The organism is Homoserinimonas sp. A447 (assembly GCF_054489325.1).
In genome coordinates this window covers 484,893-503,817 of sequence record NZ_JBTMWW010000001.1, presented here as the reverse complement: position 1 = coordinate 503,817, position 18,925 = coordinate 484,893, and the positions used below count along the sequence as shown (strand labels likewise).

The following is an 18,925-nucleotide window of genomic DNA, read 5'->3' as shown; positions in this document are numbered from 1 at the left end:
CTGCAACCGCCACCCGTGAACCCTGCCATTTCACGGGTGGCGGGCGTACCTTCGCGGCATGTCCATGAAAGAGCACCCCAGCGAAGACGAATCCATCGAGCGGGACACCACCTACAGCCCGGCCAGCGACACCGAGACGCGCGAGCGTCAGAAGCACCCGGCCGACAGCCCGGCGACAGCCGACCCGGAGGTCGATGACGCCGAGGTGAAGGTGCTGCCGGGCACCGGCGGGCCGGATGATTCAGGCGACGTCGACGTGGACCCGGACGACATCGACTTCGACGCCATCCGCCGGGACGATTCGTCGCGCTGAGCGTCCTGAGGGACTAGGCGGGGTCCTGAGGGATCAGGATCCACAACACGATGTAGATAATCACCTGCGGGCCGGGGATCAGGATGCTGAGCACGGTCAGCAACCGCACCACCGTGACGCTCCATCCGAAACGGCGTGCCACTGCGGCGCAGACGCCCGCGATGACGCGGCCGGTCCTGGGTCGTGAAAGGTTCATGCTCCGAGCCTGCTACGGCGCATCCGTCATCGCAATCGGGGTATCCCCCGATTTCCGATTCAGGGTGCGGATGGCTCAGCTGGTCTTCATCACGGCGAGCACGTTGCCGGCCGGGTCCTTGAACCACGCGATCGCCATCGAGTTCTCCTCGTCACGCGTGATGCCCTTGGCGTCGTTCGGCATGTCGGGTATCTCATCGTCCGCGTAGATCTTGGTCGTCACACCTCGCCCGTTGAGCTCGTCGACCGCCTTGTCGATGTCGTCGACATCGAAGTTGAGCACGGTGAAACTCGCCGGTTCGTGGTTCGGTTTGGGGTAGACGAACACTCTGGCGCCGTTGCCGAGCGTGAGGTCGATGGTGCCCATCTCGCTGTCGGTCACCTTCAGTCCGAGGGTCTCGCCGTAAAACTGCCTGGCCGCATCCAGGTCGTCCACCGAGAACGAGCTGAAAGCGTTTGTTGTCGTGAACACGGGGTGCTTCTCTCTGTAGTCTTGCCTCCATGTGTACGCTGTCCACAATGACACGATGATTGGATGCTGTCCAGAGGGGAGTTGTCATTGTCAGGTAGTCGGGACCATTACCATCACGGAGGCCTCCGCGAGGCGCTCATCTATGCCGCCATCGAGATGGCGCGGGAGGGCGGCCCTGACGCGGTCGTGCTGCGGGAGGCGACCCGACGAAGCTCGGTCTCGCCGAACGCGGCCTACCGGCACTTCGCCGACCGGCAGGGCCTGCTCGACGCGGTTTCCGCTGCAGCGCAGGGGATGGCGGCAGACCGCATGGAGGAGGCGATCGCATCCGCACCCCTGACCGGCGATGACCAGGCGGATGCCCGCCGGTACCTTCGCGCGGCAGGCGCCGGCTACCTGGCGTTCGCGCGGGAGCAGCCGGGGTTGTTCCGCGCCGCGTTCACCGTTCCGCACGACTTGACCGAGGCGACGACCCCGGACAAGGCGGGCAAACACGGACGCACGCCGTTCCAGATCCTGGCTGACGCCCTCGATCGACTGGTTGAGGCGGGCGTGCTTCCCGTCGAACGCCGCGAGAACGCGGAACTGCACGCCTGGTCGTCCGTCCACGGGCTCGGCATGCTGGTGATCGACGGACCCCTGCGGGGCTTCACCGACGCCATGGTGACCCACGCCACCGAGCGCCTTCTGGACATGGTCGACCGCGGCCTGTAGTACCCGGGTCACCGGCCGGGACGAACCAGGCCGCTCTCGTAGGCGAGCACCACGACCTGCACCCGCGAACGAAGCCCGAGCTTGGCCAGGATGCGATTCAGGTGGGTTTTCACGGTGGCCTCCGCCACCACCAGGGCCGCAGCGATCTCCCCGTTGGAGAGCCCCTGCGCAATCAGCTCGAACACTTCGAGTTCGCGTTCGGTCAATCCGCTCAACGTCGTCGGCACGCCGTCGACCGGCGCCGGGCGACGTACGTGCTCCTCGATCAGGCGCCTGGTCAGCGATGGGGCGAGCAGGGATTCTCCCGCCGCCACCGTCTCGATACCGGCCACGAGCCGGTCGGGAGGCGTCGCCTTGAGCAGGAACCCGGCGGCCCCCGCCTCCAGGGCGCCGTAGACGTAGCGGTCGAGGTCATAGGTGGTGAGCACGAGCACCCGTGCGGTATCGCCACTCGCGGTCAGCTCGCGGGTCGCCGCGATGCCGTCGAGAACGGGCATCCGGATGTCCATCAGCACCACATCTGGTCGGGTGCGGCGCACCACGTCGACCGCTTCACGCCCGTCGGATGCCTGCCCGACCACCTCGCAACCGCGAGTCTGCAAGACCAGCGCGAGACCGGAACGAATCAGTTCCTGATCGTCGGCGATCACCACGCTGGTCATGTCTCCTCGCCAATCGACAGTCGGAGGGTCGCGTCGAGTTCGAACCGTCCGTCGCCTGTCACACCGTGGCTGAGTGTTCCACCGAACAGGGACACCCGCTCGGCCATGCCGACCAGGCCCAATCCGCTGCCGCCGATGGAGCCCTCGCCTCCCAGGTTCGAGGAGCGGATGCGGAGGACAGTCGGCGTGCTCGTCACCCGCAGCCGGGCCTTCTGGTCGGCCGCGTACTTCAACGCGTTGGTCAACGCCTCCTGCACGATGCGGTAGCCGGACAGGTCGACGCCGGCGGGGAGGTCGCGAATCGGGCCATCGAGCTCCCACTCGATTGCCAGCCCGTTGTCGCGGAAGCGTTCCACCAGTTCCGGGAGTCTGGACAGGCTGGGAGCCGGTTCCAGCCCGAGCTCGTCGGCTTCGTCACGGATCACGTGCAACAGCCGGCCGGTCTCCGAAAGCGCGCGTCGGCCGGTGTCCGCGACATCCTGAAGCAGGATGCCCGCCCGGTCGGGCTCACTGTGCACCAGGTCCTGGGCCGCCGCCGTCTGCACCACCATCGCGCTCACCGAATGGGCGATCACATCGTGCAACTCGCGGGCGATCCGGGCCCGTTCGGCCCGCACCGCCTCGTCACGGATCAGCTCCTGCTGGCGCTTCAGTTGCTCGGCCTGGTCCGCCAGCCTTCGCGTGAGACGACCGAGAATATAAGGCGGCAGCAGGAGTGCCGCGATGAAGATCGCATCGGACGGGCCATGCTCCCGGGAGTCGACCAGGCCGTAGTCGACCACCAGCATCAACGCCATCACGCCGATGCCGATCAGGCCGCGCAAGTCGCGCACTCTTCGGGCCAGCGAGTAGCCGACGACCGCTGCGATGATCACGGGGGTGGCCGGGTCGTTCAATTGTGGCCCGACCCAGGGCATCAGCAGCACCAGCACGGCGGCCAGAGTGCACGCGACGAGTGGGTGGCTGAGCCGCCACACCAGCAGCACGCAGGCAGCCACTTCGAGCGCAATGCCGAAGGCCCAGCCATCCGTTCTCAGGTAGGCGAGCTCGAGCGCACCGAGCACGGCTATCGCAGCCGGGAGCGCAGCGTCACGCAGCAGGCCGGCCCTCGTCATTGCTTGAGGCTACTGCCTTCGCTACGGAGGGGAGTCAACCCTGGGGTGGAGACGTGTTCGACCGTGGAGTGGACGACTCCTGGCCGCCGCTTCCCTAGCGTGAGTGGCACCGACCGTGGTGGGCGGTCCGACGAGAGGAATCTGATGTTTGCATCACGGAACGCACAGAAGGCGATCGGCCGGTCCGCCTGGATAATGGCGTGGGTCGGGCTCGTGGTCGGGCAGTTGCATTCGTTGGCCCGTCACGCCACGGCGGACGGCCAGGAAGACCTGGAGTCGCCGCTGATCAGTGCCTGGTCGGAGCCGCTGTCTTCAGCATTGGCACCGTTGCTCACCTGGGCCCCCGCCGACACGGTATACCTGACCTACGGCAAGATCTGGGTGTTCGCGTTCATCGCGTTCACGCTGTGCGCCGTCGTCGTGTACCGTCGCCGGCACCCGCGCGGCTTCGAGAAGGTCATGTGGCGGATCGTGCTCGCCGGTTACGCCGTTGGCACCGTAGCGACCTTCGGGCAATACTTCGGGCAATGGACCTCGTACAACCTGATCGGCGACGTGTCCTTCGCTTTGACGATTCCCAGCTTCCTGGTGATCCTCCTCGGCACGACGATTCTCGGGATCACCCTTCTGTTCAAGGGGTTCCACCCGCGCGCGACCGCCTGGCTGCTCGCGCTGCAGTTGCCGCTCGCGGTCGGCATCCTCCAGGTCACGTCTATGGGCAGCGCGGCCCTTCCGATCATGTTCGCTTTCGGTATCGCGGGGCTCCAGATCTCCCGTGAACAGGCTTTCTCCGAGGTCTCACCGAGCGAACCAGCAGTCTCCCATTGAGGACACATCCAGTCCGCATCGCTCCGTACCGTGAAGGTACAGAGACAAGGAGAACCATCATGGACTGGAAAATCGAATTGCTCGCAGTGCCGGTCACCGACATCGACCGGGCGAAGGACTTCTATGTCGGCAAGCTCGGCTTCAACGCAGACCACGACATAACGGTCGACGAGAACCTGCGTTTCGTGCAACTCACTCCCCCCGGTTCGGCCTGCTCGATCGTTCTCGACACCAACATGACCACCATGTCGCCCGGCACCCAGCAAGGCATCCAGGTGGTGGTTGCGAGTGCAGATTCGGCGCGCGAGCAGCTATTGTCACAGGGCGTCGCGGCGGGAGAAGTGGAAGAGTTCCCGTGGGGTCGATTCGTATTCTTCAGCGACCCGGACGGCAACGGCTGGGCGCTCCAAGAGCTACCGGCCAAATGACGAGAGGCCAGTACCGTGGTAGCCCACAACGACAAGCCCCTGCTCTATTGCCAGACGCCGGCGGAGTGGCGTGATTGGCTGGCGAACGCGGGCCAGGACTCGGTCGGCGTTCGACTGCAACTGGTCAAGAAGTCGTCTGCCCTCCCCGGGATCTCCTACGCCCAAGCCCTGGACGAAGCGCTCTGCTTCGGCTGGATCGACGGCCAGACGAGCTCACTCGATGACGACTTCTTCATCCAGTCGTTCACTCCCCGCAAGCCGCGAAGTGTCTGGTCGAAACGGAATCGCGAGTACGTGGCCCGCCTGGTTTCAGAGGGGCGGATGCAGCCTGCCGGACTCGCGCAGGTCGACGCGGCGAAGGCGGACGGCCGCTGGGACGCCGCCTACGGCCAGGGCGATGCTGTTCCGGATGACCTGCAGGCCGCCATCGATGCGAGCCCGGCCGCATCCGCCTTCTTCCTGACCCTGAACAGCCAGAACCGCTTTGCGATCATTTTCCGCACCAACAGCGTGAAACGTGCCGAGACCAGGGCGAAGAAGATCGCCGGCTTCGTCGCCATGCTGGAGCGAGGAGAGACCGTGTACCCGCCGACGCCGGCTACCGGGCGAGCTGCTCGCGAACCAGCGGAATGACCTCGCGGCCGTAGAGCTCGATGGACGACATCAGCTGCTCGTGCGGCATGGTGCCGTTGGAGTACTTCAGGTCGAAGCGGTCGAGCCCGAGCCCTTGCGCCGCGCGCACGATCTTGGCGGCGACAGTAGCGGGTGACCCGACGAAGAGGGCACCGTTGGTTGCCTCGTTCTCGTATTCCTCGCGGGACATCGGTCCCCATCCGCGCTCAGCCCCGATGCGATCGCGATTCGCCTTGAAGTGCGGCCACAACTCCTCTTTCGCCTGCTCATCCGTCGCGGCAATGTGGCCGGGCGAGTGGGCGCCGATGGGCAGCAGGTCACGCCCGAACTGGCCGAGCGCCCGCTTGTAGAGGTCGACGTACGGCGCGAATCGCAGTGGGTCGCCGCCGATGATGGCGAGCATGAGCGGGAGGCCGAAATGGGCAGCGCGCACCACCGACTCCGGGCTGCCGCCGACTCCGACCCAGGTCTTGAGGCTGCCGTTTTCGATCGGCGGATATACGGACTGGTCGGTGAGACCGGCACGCAGTTTGCCAGTCCAGGTGACCGGCTCGCCCTTCAGTAGTTCACTGAACAGCTCGATCTTCTCTTCGAACAGCTGCTGGTAGTCGCTCAGTTCGAATCCGAAGAGCGGGAAGGACTCGGTGAACGAGCCCCGACCGATGATGACCTCTGCGCGGCCGTTGGAAACGGCGTCAACCGTCGAGAACCGTTCGAACACGCGCACCGGGTCGTCAGAGCTCAGCACGGTGACGGCTGAGCCCAAGCGGATGCGCTCGGTGCGGCTGGCGATCGCGGCCAGCACGACTTCGGGAGCCGACACCGCGAAATCGTCGCGGTGATGTTCGCCGACTCCGATGAAGTCCACACCGAGCTGGTCGGCGAGAATCGCCTGGTCAACGATGTTGCGGATTGATTGCGCGTGCGAGATCTTCTTGCCCTCGGCGTCGACGGTCACGTCGCCGAAGGTGTCGAGTCCCAGTTCGAGGTGTGCCATGCCCGGCCTTCCATCCGTTCAACTCAATGCGTTTGCATCTAGCTGTGCAACGGGCTGCATTTCCCAATTATTCCCGGACGGACGGCACCCTCAGGTTCGCCCGGAGCGGTGGCTGGCAGCCATGACCAGCCGGGACAGATCCACTCGATTGGACGTCCCGGTCTTCCTCAGCAGGTTCGACACGTGCGAGCTGACGGTCTTCTCGCTGATCACCAGCGCGCGTGCGATCTCGCCGTAGGTACGGCCGGCGACGATGTGATCGAGAATCTCATGTTCGCGCCGGGTCAATCCCGCGAGGGCAGTTCCCGATTCCACTCTCAGGTTCGAGTCGACCCGATCGATCCGAATTCTTGCGCTTATGGCCAGGTCTTCGAGCGCCGTTCGGATCGGCCGGGCCTGCAACTCTTCAGAAAGGTCCAGGCCCCTGCGAACAGCGGATGCCGCCAGCTCACGATCGTGGTGTCCACGGGTCAGCAGAGACTCGGCCGCACGCCAACACGAGTACAGCTCCTCCCACGCCAATGTTGCGGCATGACAGGCTTCTGCCGCGCGCACCCACCCCTCACCGTTGCCTGGATCCTGGCGCGCTCGACCGGCCTCGGCAGCGTACACGTCATTAAGTGCCGCGATCTGACGATCCCACAGCTCCGTTGACTCGCCGATATCCCGCATCACGGAGGGGAAGCGCTCCAGGATGTCGTCCAGTTGCGCAAGCAAGAGGGCGGGGTCGCTTCCCGCATCCCTGACGATCTGAACCTGGTCGGCGATGGCGCGCGCCGCGAGAGGCATCAGCCACTCGCACATCGTCGGCGGGACCCCCGGCGAGGTTGCCCCGGCCATCGCCGCCTCGACGGCGGCCTCCGGCTTGCCAGCGGCGAGGCACACCTCGGCGCGGCACGCGTCGAAGTCGAAGTTGAGGAACGCGGAACTCCCCGCGAAAATCTCGTCCGCCCTCGCCAGGTGGGCTTCAGCCTCTCCAAGTCGCCCTTGCCAGGCCGCCAGCCGTGCCGCAGCCAACCGGGCACTGACATCGGCGAAAGGCCCGGGATCTGAGCCGAATACGACGCGAAGACGACGCAGGCATTCCTGCCATTCGCCGACGCTGAGCCAACTGGCCGCCTCGTTCGCCGAGAGAAGCGCGACATAGGTGTGTGGCGCTCCCAGGGTCGTCAGTTCTTCACGATGCCCACGCAGCAGCTCGGCGTAGAGGTGGCTGGTCCACGTCTCCAGCCCGTTGGCTTCCCACATTACGGCGTTGCAATAGGCGAAGTAGTCACGGGCCTGCACGGCCGCGTCTCGTGCTTCGACAGCGAAAGCGCGCGCTTCCGCTCCATGCTCGCGGTGGATCGCCGCGACAGCATTGGCAGACAGCGCGTAGCTCAGTGCGCGAGGGTTTCCCGCAGTCCTGGCCAGGGCCAGCGCCTGCTCTGCGTGCGCCGCCATACCAGGGGCGCCGCTCCAGCTTTCGGCGTGGGCAAGTTCGGCCAGGGCCAGAGCGAGCTGCCAACTGCGTGGCACCGCCGACGCGAGACGCACTGCCTCACTCATTTCATCCGGGTTCATGAACGCTCTCCCGGTGACAAAGCGCAGGTGCATCCGCCGCACCAGCAGTTCGGCCACAACCAGCGGATGCTTCTCCGGGCTGAGACCATCAATCAGCGACTCGATCGCCTGAAGCTCCTCTTCATGCACTCCTGCATCGGCGGCGGCCGTCCTCCACCTGAGTAACAGCTCCTGCTCGCTCGGGGTCGCCTCCGGAAGCTCCTTCCTCAAGGCAACGGCTCGTCGCAAAAGGCGCAGCATCTCGCTCACACCGCCCACTTGCCCCACAGCCTCGGATGCCCGCAGCGTCCACCGGTAGGCCTCAGCAAGGTGCCCTGCCTGGTCGTGGTGGTCGGCGAGCGCCACCAGCAACTCGACGGTTGGTTCCGGAGCTACCGCCAGCCGCCTTTCGTAGAAGTCCGCGAAGACGGAATGGAGGCGCTGTCGTTCGTCTTCCGGAAGGCCGTGTTCGAGCACCTCGGCGCTCAGCGGGTGTCGGAACCAGTACGCTCCATCCGGACCGGCATCGAGGAGGCCATTTTCCGCTCCCTCGCTGAGCATGCTCGATACGCGTCGAATGCCTGCAGCCGAGCCAGCGACGTCGTCCAGTTCGTTCGCGCGCAAGGGTCGTCCAGCAACCGCCAGAAGACGAGTAAGTTCCCTGGTTGGTGCGGACAGCCGACGCCACGACTGTAAGACCGCGGATTTCAGATCTGGCGGCAAGGGAAACGGCAGGTGGCGCGCGCCGGGCGGAAGGCCGGCTACTACCAGGCGACTGAGGTAAGGGTTGCCGCGCGTATGCGTGAAAACTTCCTCCACCAGCGACTGGTGGGGTGCCCCGAGCAGGGCGGTCAGCTGGGCATCCGTTCCGGCACGGTCGAGCGGCCCGAGCGCCAGCTGCTCAATCCGAGGCAGGCGCCGGATGTCGGCCAGCCAGTGCTGCAGCGGATGGCTGTCCCCTACCTCACTACTACGGATGGTCGCGATGACCGCCAACCGGCGATCGGCGGGGCCAGCCAGCACGTACATCAGCACGTCCAGAGTGCTCTGGTCTGCCCACTGCAGGTCGTCGACGACCAAAACTACGAGGCGCTCAAGGGACTGGTTGCTCAGCCAGGAATCGAAGGAATCGGGAATGTCGGATGTGGACTGTGACACCCCGAACAACGAGTTCCCCGCGCCGCCTGCGCTTCGAACGGCGGAGCGAATGGCCAGGAAGGGCACAGCCATGGAGGTCATGGGCAACGCTGCGCCGAGGAGGACGAGAACGTCGGCGTCGAGGCTCGCGCACGCCTGCTGCACCAATGCGGTTTTTCCGACCCCAGGGTCACCCGAGACCAGCAGCGCGCCGGCTTCTCCCGCGATCGCACGGTCCACAAGCGCACGGACAGTGGCCAGCTCCTCGGAGCGCCCCACCCGAACAGGGCCGGTCATCACTCCGCCTCAGCGTCTCTCGTCGACCTGCTGCTGCCGATGGAGGCCAGCCGGGACAGATCCACTCGGTTGGATGCCCCGGTCTTCCTCAGGAGGTTGGACACGTGCGAGCTGACGGTCTTCTCGCTGATCACCAGCGCGCGTGCGATCTCACCGTAGGTACGGCCGGCGACGATGTAGACCAGGATTTCGCGTTCGCGAGTGGTCAGCCCGGCAAGCTCTGTGCGCTGGTTCGGTGGCACCGGAAGCGAGGCCACACGATCGATGCGAATCCGGGCGGTACCGGCAAGGTTCTCGAGTTCGAACTGAATCGCCCGTGCTTGTAGCTTCTCGGCAAGGTCAAGTCCCCTGCGGAGAACGGATGCCGCCTGCTCACGGCGATTTCGCCCATGGACCAGCGCGGATTCGGCCGCCCGCCAACACGAGTAAACCTCCTCCCAGGCGAGCGTCGCCACCCGGCAGGCGTCCGCAACTCGAATCCAATGGGCGCCGTTGTCAGGATCGTGACGCGCACGGCCAGCCTCGGCATCGTACAGCTGGTTCAGCGCGTCTATGTGGCGTTCCCCCAGCTCGGTGGTCCGATCGTTATCCCGGATGACCGACGGGAAACGTCGCTGCAGGTCCTCCAGCTGTGCCAGCAGCGGGGCCGGATCACGCCGATTGTCATTGGCCGTCTGCACCTGATCGGCAATGGCGCGCGCTGCGAGGGGCATCAGCCATTCGCACATGGTCGGTGCAACCCCAGGCGATGTTGCGCCGGCCATCGCGGCGTCGAAGGCTTCCGCCGACTTGCCCGCGGCCAGGCAGACCTCCGCACGGCAAGCGGCAAACTCCAGATTGACGAAGGAGGAGCTCTCGGCAAAAATCTCATCGGCGCGCGCCAAGTGGGCTTCGGCCTCGACCGTTCGTCCTTGCCATGCGGCCAGGTGCGCCGCCGCCAGCCGAGCGGCGACATCGGCAAGCGGCCCGGGATCGGAGCCAAGCACGACCCGGATGCGATGCAGACATTCACGCCATTCGCCGATGCTGAACCAGCTGCCCGCTTCCGCGGCTGAGAGAAAGGCAATGTACGTGTGTGGCGCACCCAACGCCATCAACTCTTCGCGATGCCCGCGCAACATGTTGGAGTACAGACGACTCGGCCACATCTCGGCAGCGTTGGCTTCCCAGATTGCCGCGTGGCAGTATGCCCAATATTCGCCCACCAGCAAAGCCGCATCCTGGGCCTCGATCGCGAGAGCGCGTCCCTCCTGCCTTCGCCCGCGTCGTATCGCAACCACGGACTTGGTTGTCAGCGCATAGCTCAACGCGCGCGAATCGCCTGCGGCCCTGGCCAGGGCGAGCGCTTGTTCGGCGTGAGCTGTCACATCCGGGTTGTCCTCCCAGCTTTCGGCGTGCGCCAATTCGGCCAGCGCCAGCGCGTGCTGCCAGCTGTGCGGCTCCGTTGCGGCCAGCCGAACAGCTTCGCGCATCTCATCCGGTGCCAGGAAGGCGAGCCCGCTCAGAAAGCGAAGCTGCATCCGCCGGACCAACAGCTCGGCGGCCAGGAGTGGCTGTGCGTCACGGTCAAGGCCATCCAGCAATGACTCGATTGCCTTGAGTTCTTCCACATGCTCACCGGTTCTTGCGGCGGCCGCGCGCAACCGGAGCAGGAGCTCCTGTCTGCTTTCTGCCGCCTCCGGCAATTGGTCCCTCAGCGCGACCGCCCGCCTCAGCAGCCGGAGCATTTCTGCAACCCCACCCGCTCGGCCTGCGGCAGCGGATGCGGCTAAGGCCCACCGATACGCTTCGGCAGGGTGCCGCGCCTGGTCGTGGTGGTCGGCGAGCGCCACCATGAGCTCAACGGTCGGTTCCGGGGCGGTCGTCAGCCGCCTCTCGGAATACTCCGCGAATGCCGAATGCAATCGCTGGCGCTCCTCGTCCGGCAAGCCCTGTTCGAGCACTTCGGCGTTCAACGGGTGATGGAACCAGTAGGCGCCATCCGGCGCGACATCGAGAATGCCGTTCTCGGCTGCCTCGCGCAACATCCCCACAACATCCCCATGGACCGCCGGGCCAACAACGTCGCCAAGTTCACTCGCGTGCAATGGTCGTCCGCCAACCGCCAGCACCCGAGAAATTTCCCTCGACGGGGCGGACAGCCGGCGCCATGACTGCAGCATCGCCGACTTGAGGTCTGCCGGCAGGCCAGGGGGCAGGTGGCGCGCGCTCGGGGAGACGCCGACAACAAGCAGGCGATTGAGGTAGGCGTTTCCGAGCGTGTGCCTGAACACCTCCTCCACCAGCGACCGGTGCGGAACGCCGAGGAGTGCGGTCAACTGAGCATCGGTCGCGACCCGATCGAGGGGTTCCAGCATCAGGTGCTGGATGCGGGGAAGGCGGTGGATGTCGGCCAGCCAACGCTGCAGCGGATGGCCGTCACCCAACATCTCGCTGCCGCGCATGGTGGTGATCACCGCCAACCGTCGATGTTCTAGTCCGGCCAGCACGTACATCAACACGTCCAGAGTGCTTTGGTCAGCCCAGTGCAGGTCATCGATAACGAGAACGACAGGGTGTTCCCGGCACCGATCCTCCAACCATTCGTCGAACAGGATCGGAACATCGACCAAGGATTGGCCCGGCTGGAAAAAGGACCAGCCATCACTTCTCGCGCGATTACGGAGCGCTGACCGCAGGGCGAGAAACGGAACCGACATGGTCGTCAACGGCAACGCTGCGCCGGAAAGCACAATCGTGTCCGGCTGCAGCTGTGCGCACGCCTGCTGAACCAAGGCGGTCTTTCCCACCCCGGGATCGCCCGAGACCAGCAGCGCGCCGGCTTCTCCTGCGGTGGCACGGTCCACAAGGGCACGGATAGTGGCCAGCTCCTCGGAGCGCCCCACCAGAAGAGGGCCGGTTGTGCCAGGACGGGCGGCCACCAATCCAGTGTTGCACCGTTCCGGGCGTATGGCGGGTCAACCTGAGGGTTCTCCCGCTGGATCTGAGGGGGAATGCCTGATGTGAACAGGTCCCGACCGGATGGAGCCTGAACTGATCAAATTTTCAATTATCGGAAGGCCACGATCATGTACCACTCGAAGCAGGGCCATTGGACAGCATCCGTTCTTTGCGCCATCCTCATCGTCGGCGGCAGCGCTGCACCCGTTGCCGCCGCTGAACACCCCGGATCACCGACTCAGTCGCAGCCGTCGCTCGGTTCCGGTAATTGCCTGCTCATGCGGGTGGGCGACCAGTACGTGCGCTGCGACAACTTCACCGGCGCGGGGGTGCGTGCCGCCAGCTGGATTCCGGAGCAGTAAGCAGTGATACCCCAAGCCCGCGCAGGCCACCTCGTTTCACTGGGCGAACCTTACTGAGTAAAACCTGTAAATCATAGACTGATCCGTCTACCCGGCCTACGGTCAGGTGCATCGGCGCAGTTGACGAAGCGCAGGGGGTGACGAGCGTGGAACCGGACCTTGGGCAGCCTGTGCTCTCCGCCGGGCGAATCCTGCTCCTCTCCGTGCTGGCCGCGTTCGTGTGGCTTGTGCTCTCCATCTTCGCCGGCAGCACCCCGGCCGCCGCGAACGACGACATGGACACGGGCTCGCTGCTCGGAACGCTCGCCGCCACGGTCAACGAGGTGGTTCTGCCGGCCGGGCTCATCGGACCTGAGCACGAAGTCGAGCCCGTTGCGGCGGATGTTGTCGCCCCAGTGGTGACGGATGTTGCCACCCCGGTTCTTGAGGTTCCGATCGTGGCGAAGACGATGCAGCTACTGAACGGCGTCGTGGCCGACTCGGCGGACTCACTCGGCCTCACCAGCCAGCTCAGCGAATCCATCACTATTCCCGCCGCGGCGGCGCCTTCAGCCGTTGTCGCGGACCAGCCGGAGCCAGTCGCGGTGGCATTGACGTCTGTTGCCCTCGATACCGGGGCCGCACACGTTCCCGCGGCTGGCTCCCATCACGCTCCACCGCAACCGATGGTGCCGACGCAGCCCGTGCCGGCTCCGCCGTCCACGCCGAACCAGGGCACCGGTGCACCAACCCTGGTCGCCGCGATGCCGACGGCGGTCGACTCGTTGACGCCGGCCGGCGCATCCGCTGCCTGGGAGAACTTCACCCTGCCCTCCTCCCCCACCTTCGACAGCGACACCTCCCCTGGCTGATGGGGTTCGCCCTGCCCTTCTGGCGCAGGAAACGAACCTCGCTCTCGACGGCTGCAGGCCGTGCGAGGGCATGACCACATCAGTCTCAAGGAGTGAAATCATGCATAAAGCAGTTTCTCGAGCGCTCTGGGGAGCGTTCTTCGTGGGCGGCCTGACCGTCCTCGGCGCCGGGGCAGCGAACGCTGCCGACACCTCAGGTGAGAACGGCGTCGCATCCGGAAACCAAGTCGGGATCCTCGGCGAGTTGCCGGTGACCATCGGCGGGAACGCCATCTCGATTCTCGGTGACAGCGAGAGTTCGGACACCACGATGGCGCCAAGCGGTAGCGACGCTGCCGCGACCACCAGCACGACCAGCGGTGAAGACGCCATCCTCGGTGGCAACCAGGTGATGCCGGAGGTTGTCGCGCCGATCGTCGCCAGCGGAAATGCCATCAGCGTCCTCGGCGACAGTTCCACGGACGGGACGCAGACAAGCGCCACCTCCGAAGGGGACACCGAGGGCGCCGCCGCCACCACCACGGGTGACGACGGCATTGCCAGCGGCAATCAGGTAGCACCAGACGTCGATGTGCCGATCATGGTCGGTGGCAATGACGTCGCGGTAATCCGCGATGACTCGCCTATCGATGGAGGAATCCTCAGTGGCGGCTTCCTCGATGAGGACATCCTCAATGATGGCCTGTTCGAGGATGGCCTGTTCGAGGATGGTCTGCTCAAAGATGGCCTGCTTGATGACGGCCTCGTGGAAGTCGGACTGTTCGACGGGCTGCTCGATGACGGCATGATCGGCGAACCAATCGTGCGGATGGGATTCATCAATGACGGGCTGCTGGCAACTCCCGTCGTTGACGATGGCCTGCTGAGTGAGCCGACTGTTGAAGGCCCGGTGGTCAGGGCCATCGCCCTGGACGCCTTCGCCCCGGTCGAAGTTGACTCCGCGGTCGACAACGAAGGTACGGTGACGGATGCCGGTACCGACATCGCCATGAGTGGCTTCACCCCGCTCATGGCGACGGCAGCACTGACTCCGGCGATGATGCTCGCGGCAACAGGGGTTGAGACCCTGCCGCTCATCGGGGGGATCGCGCTCATGCTGGGAACCGGTCTTGCGCTGGTTGCCGCCAAGCGCACGGGGTACGCGATCGGCTAGTTCTCCGCCGACCTGACACCGGATGCCGCTGGCCCGCTGGCGGCATCCGGTGCCGTGCGCCCGCGCGGTGTCCCTGTGCCGTGCCCCCAGCACACAACGGGCTGCCGCAATACGCTGGGGTGCATGCGTGCAACGGTGATTCATGGTGAACGGGACATCCGCCTGGAAGAAGTACCCGATCCGGAGCTGGCCACCGGCAGTGACGCGATCGTGCGGGTGGTCGCGGCCTGTGTCTGCGGTTCCGACCTGTGGCCCTATCGCGGTGTGACGCCCGTCCACGCGCCGAGGCGAATCGGTCACGAGTTCGTCGGTGTCGTCGAGCGGGTCGGTGTCGACGTCACGGCCGTGCAGGTCGGCGATTTCGTGATAGCGCCGTTCTACCACTGCGACAACACCTGCATCAATTGCCGGAATGGCGTCACCACATCATGCCTGAACGGCGGCTGGTGGGGGTCGGATGACCAGTCCGGGGCCTTCGCCGATGGCGCCCAGGGCGAGCGCATCCGCGTCCCCAACGCCAACGGCACGCTTGTCGCCACGCCGACCATGCCTGACGACGACCAGGTTCCAGGCGTGCTGGCGCTGGCGGATGTCATGGGCACCGGTCACCACGCGGCCGTCTCCGCTGGCGTCACCACCGGCAGCACCGTCGTGGTTGTGGGTGATGGTGCGGTCGGGCTGTGCGCGGTGCTCGCCGCCAAGCGGCTCGGGGCGTCGCGCATCATCGCCATGTCACGTCACGCCGATCGCCAGGTCATCGCCCGCGAGTTCGGGGCAACCGACATCGTGGAGGAGCGCGGCGACGAGGGTGTCGAGCGGATCAACGACATGCTCGACGGTGTCGGCGCCGACTGCGTACTCGAGTGCGTCGGCACGAAAGAGTCGATGGACCAGGCCATTCGCAGCGCCCGGCCCGGCGGCATGGTCGGCTACGTCGGTGTGCCGAACGGCGGACCGGAGCTTCCCGTACGTCGACTCTTCAACAACAACGTCGGTGTGAACGGCGGCGTCGCCCCGGTGCGCGGCTACATCGAGGAGTTGCTGCCAGAGGTGCTCACCGGGGCCATCAACCCTGGGCGCGTCTTCGACCTCGAGTTGCCACTGTCAGAGGTGGCCGAGGCGTACGCCGCCATGGATGAGCGCCGGGCCACCAAGGTGCTGCTCCGCCCGTAGCGCTACGGCAGGAGGAATCCGGCATCCGCATGGATTCGAGGACTTCTCGAGCGCTTGCCGCCGATTTCTCCTCGATTCCCGCAGTCGTAACGGCGCTAGGCCGCAGGGCCCGGGCCACGGGCTCTTCCTTCACCGTCGTTCTAGCGGAAAGCAGCGTCGCTGCTGACCCCAGCCCCTGACGTAGCGCGGAGCCCCCAGCCGACACCGATCACGATGAGCAGGATGCTCGCGGCTTCGGCCAGGGTCGGAAGGCGGCTTTCGAGCAGGCAGACGAAGATCATCGCGAACACTGTCTGCGACACCACCAGCAGCCCCAGCACCGTCGTGGACAGGCCGGAGCTGGCCTTGTTCCAGAGCCAGGTTGCCACGCAGGTGGAGCCGAGTCCGAGCAATAGTCCCCAGAACAGGAGCACCGGCACATCGCCGGCGACGACCGGTTCGACGCGACCCACCACGATCGCTGCGATGACCAGTGGAGGCACCGTGATCAGCGTGCCTATCCCGGTGAGACTGGTCCACAGGATGACGCCGGTTTCCGGGTTGTCGACCAGGTATTCGGCGTTCACGATGCCGTAGGCCAGCCAGGAGAACACGGCAACCAGCCCCAGGACGATCCCCAGCGGAACGAGCGAACCGGGCGCCCCGCCCTCGCCCTCCATCGCCGCCAGTCCGGTCAACCCGAGGCCGGCAGCCAGCACGGCGATCGGTCCGGCGAGGCGGCCCCAGGAAACCGTCTTCCGGCGGATGTTGCCCGCCACGATCATGGCGATCGGCAGGGTGCCGATGATCAACGCGACCGGCGCCGAGCCGGCGAACGCGACGCCGCTCGACAGTGCCAGGTAGAAGAGGGTGTTGCCGGCGAGGCCGAGCCCGATGATGCGCCACCAGCCCCGAGCATCCAGGCGCTTGAACGGGTTGAACCGGAGCACCATCAGCGCGGCGACCGAGACGATCCCGAAGATCAGGTAGCGCACGACCGTGAGGTCGAGGGTCGTGAACGGGCCGAGGAACACCGGGGCGATGAAGGTCAGCCCCCACAGAGCGCCGGCACCGAGACCGAACATGACATGACGTGGCACAGCCTCATCATGCCCTAGCTTCGACCCCCCTACGCGCTGGCCACCCGGCGGTAGTGCTCGACAACCGGGAACGGGTCGTAGAAGTGGTGCAGCATCCGCTTCCACTCCTGGTATTCGCCCGAGCCGCGAAAGCCGACCTCGTGCGCCTCGATGCTGTCCCAGGTGACCAGCAGCAGGTAGCTGCTCGGGCTCTCAACGCCCCGCGACAGGGTCAGACCGCGGAATCCGGGCATCGAGGAGATGATGAGGCGAGCGGATGCGAACGCCTCCTCGAACTCCGTTTCGAGGCCCGGCTTGACGGGCAGTAGTGCGTGCTCGGTGATCATCCGCCCAGCCTAAACACTTGTGGCTATAACCTACGTGTTATATGATTCTCGCATGCACGCACTCGACATCCTCGGAGATCCGGTTCGGCGCCGACTGGTCGAGTTGCTCGCGGCACAGGATCAGCCGGCGGGCGACGTCTCGCGGGTGGTCGAGCAGGAGTTCGGCATCAGCCAACCTGCTGTCGCCCGGCACCTGCGGGTGCTGCGCGAGGCCGGGTTCGTCAGTGCCCGCCCCGCTGGGGCCCGTCGCATCTACCGGTTGGAGGAGGCGGTGATCGACCAGCTCCAGGGGCAGGTCGACCGCTACCGCTCCCTCTGGAACCAGCGCCTCGACGCCCTCGACACCGAGATAGCTCGAGGCAAGAGGAATCGAAAGGAAGAACGATCGTGACCACAATCTTCGGCAGCATCACGCCGCGTGACAACGGTGTCGACCTCGAATTCGAGCGCGTACTCGCCACCGACATCGACGATGCCTGGTCGGCGGTAACCGACCCGGACCGCATCGCGCGGTGGATGGAGACATACGTCGGCGACCTGAAGCTCGGCGGCACCTGGCGGGTGTTCCGTAGCACCGGCGACCTGTATTGCACGGGAACCGTGTCCGAATGCACTCCTCCGCACGCTTTTGTCACCTCCTGGCACGTCGTCGGCGATGAGCCCACCACCCTGCGAGTCACCCTCGACACGGTCGCCGATGGTACGCGCCTGGTGTTGCGGCACGAAGGCGTTCGCGACGAGCGGTACGGGGCCGGCTGGCAGACCTACCTCGAACAGCTCGATGACCTGGTGGGCGCAGCACCGTCATCGGTCACCGACCCGACACGCACTCCGGGCATGGACTGGGACGAGCGCCACACGCAGCTCGAAGCGCCGTGGGCCGAACGGTTCAAGGCGCGAGCAGGCGCCTCAGGATGATCCGCTCCACCAGGGTCCAGGCAGTTGTCAACGCGAGGTAGAGCGTGGCGGCAAGGGGCACCACCGCCGCGAACACCACCGTGAGGAATGGCAACCAGCTGAGCGGGCCGGCGAGGTTCTGCAGGGCGGGCGGAGCGGCATCCGTCATAGTCGGTGCGTTCTTCACTGCGATGCGCCGCGACAACCAGGCGACAACAGCCAGCACCACCATGATCCCGGCGAAGACTAGTGCGCCGGGCCACCCCGGCCCCGAGATGAGCGACGCACCCAGGGGAACGCCGAGCAGCCGCTCACTGAGCAGCGCGTTCGTGTGGCCATTGATGCTGCCGAGGATGAACAGGCCGTAGACCGTGGACAGCACCGGCGCCTGCAGGAGCGTCGGCAGGCATCCGGCCAGCGGCGAGGCCTTCTCGGCCGCGTACAACTCCATCGTCTTGCGCTGCAGCACCTCCGGCTTCTTCTTGTACTTGCGCTGCAACTCCTGCAGCAGGGGAGCGAGCCGCTTGCGGGTGAACTCGGCGCGCACCTGAGACACGCCGACTGGGATCAGCGCGGTGCGAACGAGGAGGGTGATGAGCACGATGGCGGCCGTCGCACTGGCGGCACCGGTGATCGGGTCCAGCAGCGTGATGAGCGCGGTGACGGCGTTATATGCCGTGTCGAGCACGGCAGCGATCGGGGCGAACGAATAGAAATCCACGGGAGAAGTCCTTGCAGTCGAAGCGGATGTTGGTGGCCTGCTGGCCGCGAAGCATCCGCTCCCGTCTGTGGAGACTCTCCGTCTTGTGGA

General features: G+C 65.8%; 21 protein-coding genes. 11 read left to right on the top strand and 10 right to left on the bottom strand.

Going from position 1 to position 18,925, the window contains the following annotated elements; translation table 11 throughout:
* Positions 1-58: 58 nt before the first annotated feature.
* Positions 59-313, top strand: a complete 255-nt coding sequence (locus tag ACX3O0_RS02445) for a hypothetical protein (RefSeq protein WP_459106680.1) — start codon at positions 59-61, stop codon at positions 311-313.
* 13 nt (positions 314-326) lie between these two features.
* Here the strand turns inward: ACX3O0_RS02445 and ACX3O0_RS02440 are convergent, their stop codons facing one another.
* On the bottom strand, positions 327-509 hold the full coding sequence (locus ACX3O0_RS02440; RefSeq protein WP_459090682.1) for a PspC domain-containing protein: 183 nt from the start codon (positions 507-509) through the stop codon (positions 327-329).
* A 75-nt stretch (positions 510-584) separates the two neighbouring features.
* Positions 585-980 (bottom strand): VOC family protein, encoded by a 396-nt coding sequence (locus ACX3O0_RS02435; protein WP_459106679.1) that lies wholly within the window; start codon positions 978-980, stop codon positions 585-587.
* 87 nt (positions 981-1,067) lie between these two features.
* Here ACX3O0_RS02435 and ACX3O0_RS02430 point away from each other — a divergent pair, with 87 nt between their 5' ends.
* Entirely contained in the window at positions 1,068-1,694 is a 627-nt protein-coding gene (locus tag ACX3O0_RS02430) for a TetR/AcrR family transcriptional regulator (RefSeq protein ID WP_459106678.1), read from the top strand.
* Positions 1,695-1,702: 8 nt separating this feature from the next.
* Here ACX3O0_RS02430 and ACX3O0_RS02425 read toward each other — a convergent pair whose 3' ends face one another.
* A complete protein-coding gene (locus tag ACX3O0_RS02425; protein WP_459090676.1) occupies positions 1,703-2,356 on the bottom strand; it encodes a response regulator in 654 nt (217 codons plus the stop codon).
* Entirely contained in the window at positions 2,353-3,471 is a 1,119-nt protein-coding gene (locus ACX3O0_RS02420) for a sensor histidine kinase (RefSeq protein WP_459106677.1), read from the bottom strand. The genes ACX3O0_RS02425 and ACX3O0_RS02420 overlap by 4 nt, the downstream gene beginning before the upstream one ends.
* 144 nt (positions 3,472-3,615) lie before the next feature.
* On the opposite strand from ACX3O0_RS02420, the gene ACX3O0_RS02415 reads away from it, so the two are divergent.
* From ACX3O0_RS02415 to ACX3O0_RS02405, 3 genes are read left to right on the top strand one after another with little or no spacing between them, the layout of a single operon-like run.
* Positions 3,616-4,299, top strand: a complete 684-nt coding sequence (locus ACX3O0_RS02415; protein WP_459090672.1) for a hypothetical protein — start codon at positions 3,616-3,618, stop codon at positions 4,297-4,299.
* Positions 4,300-4,358: 59 nt separating this feature from the next.
* A complete protein-coding gene (locus ACX3O0_RS02410) occupies positions 4,359-4,727 on the top strand; it encodes a VOC family protein (protein WP_459106676.1) in 369 nt (122 codons plus the stop codon).
* Between the two features lie 15 nt (positions 4,728-4,742).
* Positions 4,743-5,360 carry a YdeI/OmpD-associated family protein gene (locus ACX3O0_RS02405; RefSeq protein WP_459090668.1) on the top strand — a complete coding sequence of 206 codons (618 nt, stop codon included), beginning with the start codon at positions 4,743-4,745 and terminating at the stop codon, positions 5,358-5,360.
* Here ACX3O0_RS02405 and ACX3O0_RS02400 read toward each other — a convergent pair.
* The 3 genes from ACX3O0_RS02400 to ACX3O0_RS02390 form a co-directional block, all read right to left on the bottom strand.
* A complete protein-coding gene (locus tag ACX3O0_RS02400) occupies positions 5,326-6,357 on the bottom strand; it encodes an LLM class flavin-dependent oxidoreductase (RefSeq protein WP_459090666.1) in 1,032 nt (343 codons plus the stop codon). The genes ACX3O0_RS02405 and ACX3O0_RS02400 overlap by 35 nt on opposite strands.
* A 90-nt stretch (positions 6,358-6,447) precedes the next feature.
* The gene (locus ACX3O0_RS02395) at positions 6,448-9,333 is read right to left on the bottom strand and encodes a helix-turn-helix transcriptional regulator (RefSeq protein WP_459106675.1); all 2,886 of its coding nucleotides are present in this window, start codon (positions 9,331-9,333) and stop codon (positions 6,448-6,450) included.
* On the bottom strand, positions 9,333-12,254 hold the full coding sequence (locus tag ACX3O0_RS02390; protein WP_459106674.1) for a helix-turn-helix transcriptional regulator: 2,922 nt from the start codon (positions 12,252-12,254) through the stop codon (positions 9,333-9,335). Before ACX3O0_RS02390 ends, ACX3O0_RS02395 begins: the two co-directional genes overlap by 1 nt.
* Positions 12,255-12,401: 147 nt before the next feature.
* Between ACX3O0_RS02390 and ACX3O0_RS02385 the strand changes: the two genes are divergently transcribed.
* The 4 genes from ACX3O0_RS02385 to ACX3O0_RS02370 all read left to right on the top strand — a co-directional run bounded on the left by ACX3O0_RS02385 (position 12,402) and on the right by ACX3O0_RS02370 (position 15,812).
* A complete protein-coding gene (locus ACX3O0_RS02385) occupies positions 12,402-12,635 on the top strand; it encodes a hypothetical protein (protein WP_459090660.1) in 234 nt (77 codons plus the stop codon).
* 146 nt (positions 12,636-12,781) lie between these two features.
* Positions 12,782-13,486 (top strand): hypothetical protein, encoded by a 705-nt coding sequence (locus ACX3O0_RS02380; protein ID WP_459106673.1) that lies wholly within the window; start codon positions 12,782-12,784, stop codon positions 13,484-13,486.
* A gap of 100 nt (positions 13,487-13,586) precedes the next feature.
* The gene (locus ACX3O0_RS02375; RefSeq protein WP_459106672.1) at positions 13,587-14,639 is read left to right on the top strand and encodes a chaplin family protein; all 1,053 of its coding nucleotides are present in this window, start codon (positions 13,587-13,589) and stop codon (positions 14,637-14,639) included.
* 123 nt (positions 14,640-14,762) lie between these two features.
* Positions 14,763-15,812 carry a zinc-dependent alcohol dehydrogenase family protein gene (locus ACX3O0_RS02370; RefSeq protein ID WP_459106671.1) on the top strand — a complete coding sequence of 350 codons (1,050 nt, stop codon included), beginning with the start codon at positions 14,763-14,765 and terminating at the stop codon, positions 15,810-15,812.
* Positions 15,813-15,952: 140 nt separating this feature from the next.
* On the opposite strand, the gene ACX3O0_RS02365 is transcribed toward ACX3O0_RS02370, so the two are convergent.
* Entirely contained in the window at positions 15,953-16,891 is a 939-nt protein-coding gene (locus ACX3O0_RS02365; RefSeq protein WP_459106670.1) for a DMT family transporter, read from the bottom strand.
* 29 nt (positions 16,892-16,920) lie between these two features.
* Positions 16,921-17,217: an antibiotic biosynthesis monooxygenase family protein gene (locus tag ACX3O0_RS02360; RefSeq protein WP_459090651.1), complete on the bottom strand. Its 297-nt coding sequence runs from the start codon at positions 17,215-17,217 to the stop codon at positions 16,921-16,923.
* 52 nt (positions 17,218-17,269) lie between these two features.
* On the opposite strand from ACX3O0_RS02360, the gene ACX3O0_RS02355 reads away from it, so the two are divergent.
* Together ACX3O0_RS02355 and ACX3O0_RS02350 are read left to right on the top strand one after the other, a co-directional pair.
* Positions 17,270-17,608, top strand: a complete 339-nt coding sequence (locus ACX3O0_RS02355; RefSeq protein WP_459106669.1) for an ArsR/SmtB family transcription factor — start codon at positions 17,270-17,272, stop codon at positions 17,606-17,608.
* On the top strand, positions 17,605-18,135 hold the full coding sequence (locus ACX3O0_RS02350) for an SRPBCC domain-containing protein (protein ID WP_459106668.1): 531 nt from the start codon (positions 17,605-17,607) through the stop codon (positions 18,133-18,135). The genes ACX3O0_RS02355 and ACX3O0_RS02350 overlap by 4 nt, the downstream gene beginning before the upstream one ends.
* On the opposite strand, the gene ACX3O0_RS02345 is transcribed toward ACX3O0_RS02350, so the two are convergent.
* Positions 18,107-18,835 carry a YidC/Oxa1 family membrane protein insertase gene (locus ACX3O0_RS02345; protein ID WP_459106667.1) on the bottom strand — a complete coding sequence of 243 codons (729 nt, stop codon included), beginning with the start codon at positions 18,833-18,835 and terminating at the stop codon, positions 18,107-18,109. The two genes, ACX3O0_RS02350 and ACX3O0_RS02345, sit on opposite strands and share 29 nt — an antisense overlap.
* Between the last annotated feature and the right edge of the window lie 90 nt (positions 18,836-18,925).

What these genes read in the sequence shown, in the direction of transcription:
- ACX3O0_RS02445 (WP_459106680.1), top strand. Translation starts at nt 59, where the DNA reads ATGTCCATGAAAGAGCACCCCAGCGAAGACGAATCCATCGAGCGGGAC.
- ACX3O0_RS02440 (WP_459090682.1), bottom strand. Translation starts at nt 509, where the DNA reads ATGAACCTTTCACGACCCAGGACCGGCCGCGTCATCGCGGGCGTCTGC.
- ACX3O0_RS02425 (WP_459090676.1), bottom strand. Translation starts at nt 2,356, where the DNA reads ATGACCAGCGTGGTGATCGCCGACGATCAGGAACTGATTCGTTCCGGT.
- ACX3O0_RS02420 (WP_459106677.1), bottom strand. Translation starts at nt 3,471, where the DNA reads ATGACGAGGGCCGGCCTGCTGCGTGACGCTGCGCTCCCGGCTGCGATA.
- ACX3O0_RS02415 (WP_459090672.1), top strand. Translation starts at nt 3,616, where the DNA reads ATGTTTGCATCACGGAACGCACAGAAGGCGATCGGCCGGTCCGCCTGG.
- ACX3O0_RS02410 (WP_459106676.1), top strand. Translation starts at nt 4,359, where the DNA reads ATGGACTGGAAAATCGAATTGCTCGCAGTGCCGGTCACCGACATCGAC.
- ACX3O0_RS02400 (WP_459090666.1), bottom strand. Translation starts at nt 6,357, where the DNA reads ATGGCACACCTCGAACTGGGACTCGACACCTTCGGCGACGTGACCGTC.
- ACX3O0_RS02395 (WP_459106675.1), bottom strand. Translation starts at nt 9,333, where the DNA reads ATGACCGGCCCTGTTCGGGTGGGGCGCTCCGAGGAGCTGGCCACTGTC.
- ACX3O0_RS02385 (WP_459090660.1), top strand. Translation starts at nt 12,402, where the DNA reads ATGTACCACTCGAAGCAGGGCCATTGGACAGCATCCGTTCTTTGCGCC.
- ACX3O0_RS02375 (WP_459106672.1), top strand. Translation starts at nt 13,587, where the DNA reads ATGCATAAAGCAGTTTCTCGAGCGCTCTGGGGAGCGTTCTTCGTGGGC.
- ACX3O0_RS02370 (WP_459106671.1), top strand. Translation starts at nt 14,763, where the DNA reads ATGCGTGCAACGGTGATTCATGGTGAACGGGACATCCGCCTGGAAGAA.
- ACX3O0_RS02360 (WP_459090651.1), bottom strand. Translation starts at nt 17,217, where the DNA reads ATGATCACCGAGCACGCACTACTGCCCGTCAAGCCGGGCCTCGAAACG.
- ACX3O0_RS02355 (WP_459106669.1), top strand. Translation starts at nt 17,270, where the DNA reads ATGCACGCACTCGACATCCTCGGAGATCCGGTTCGGCGCCGACTGGTC.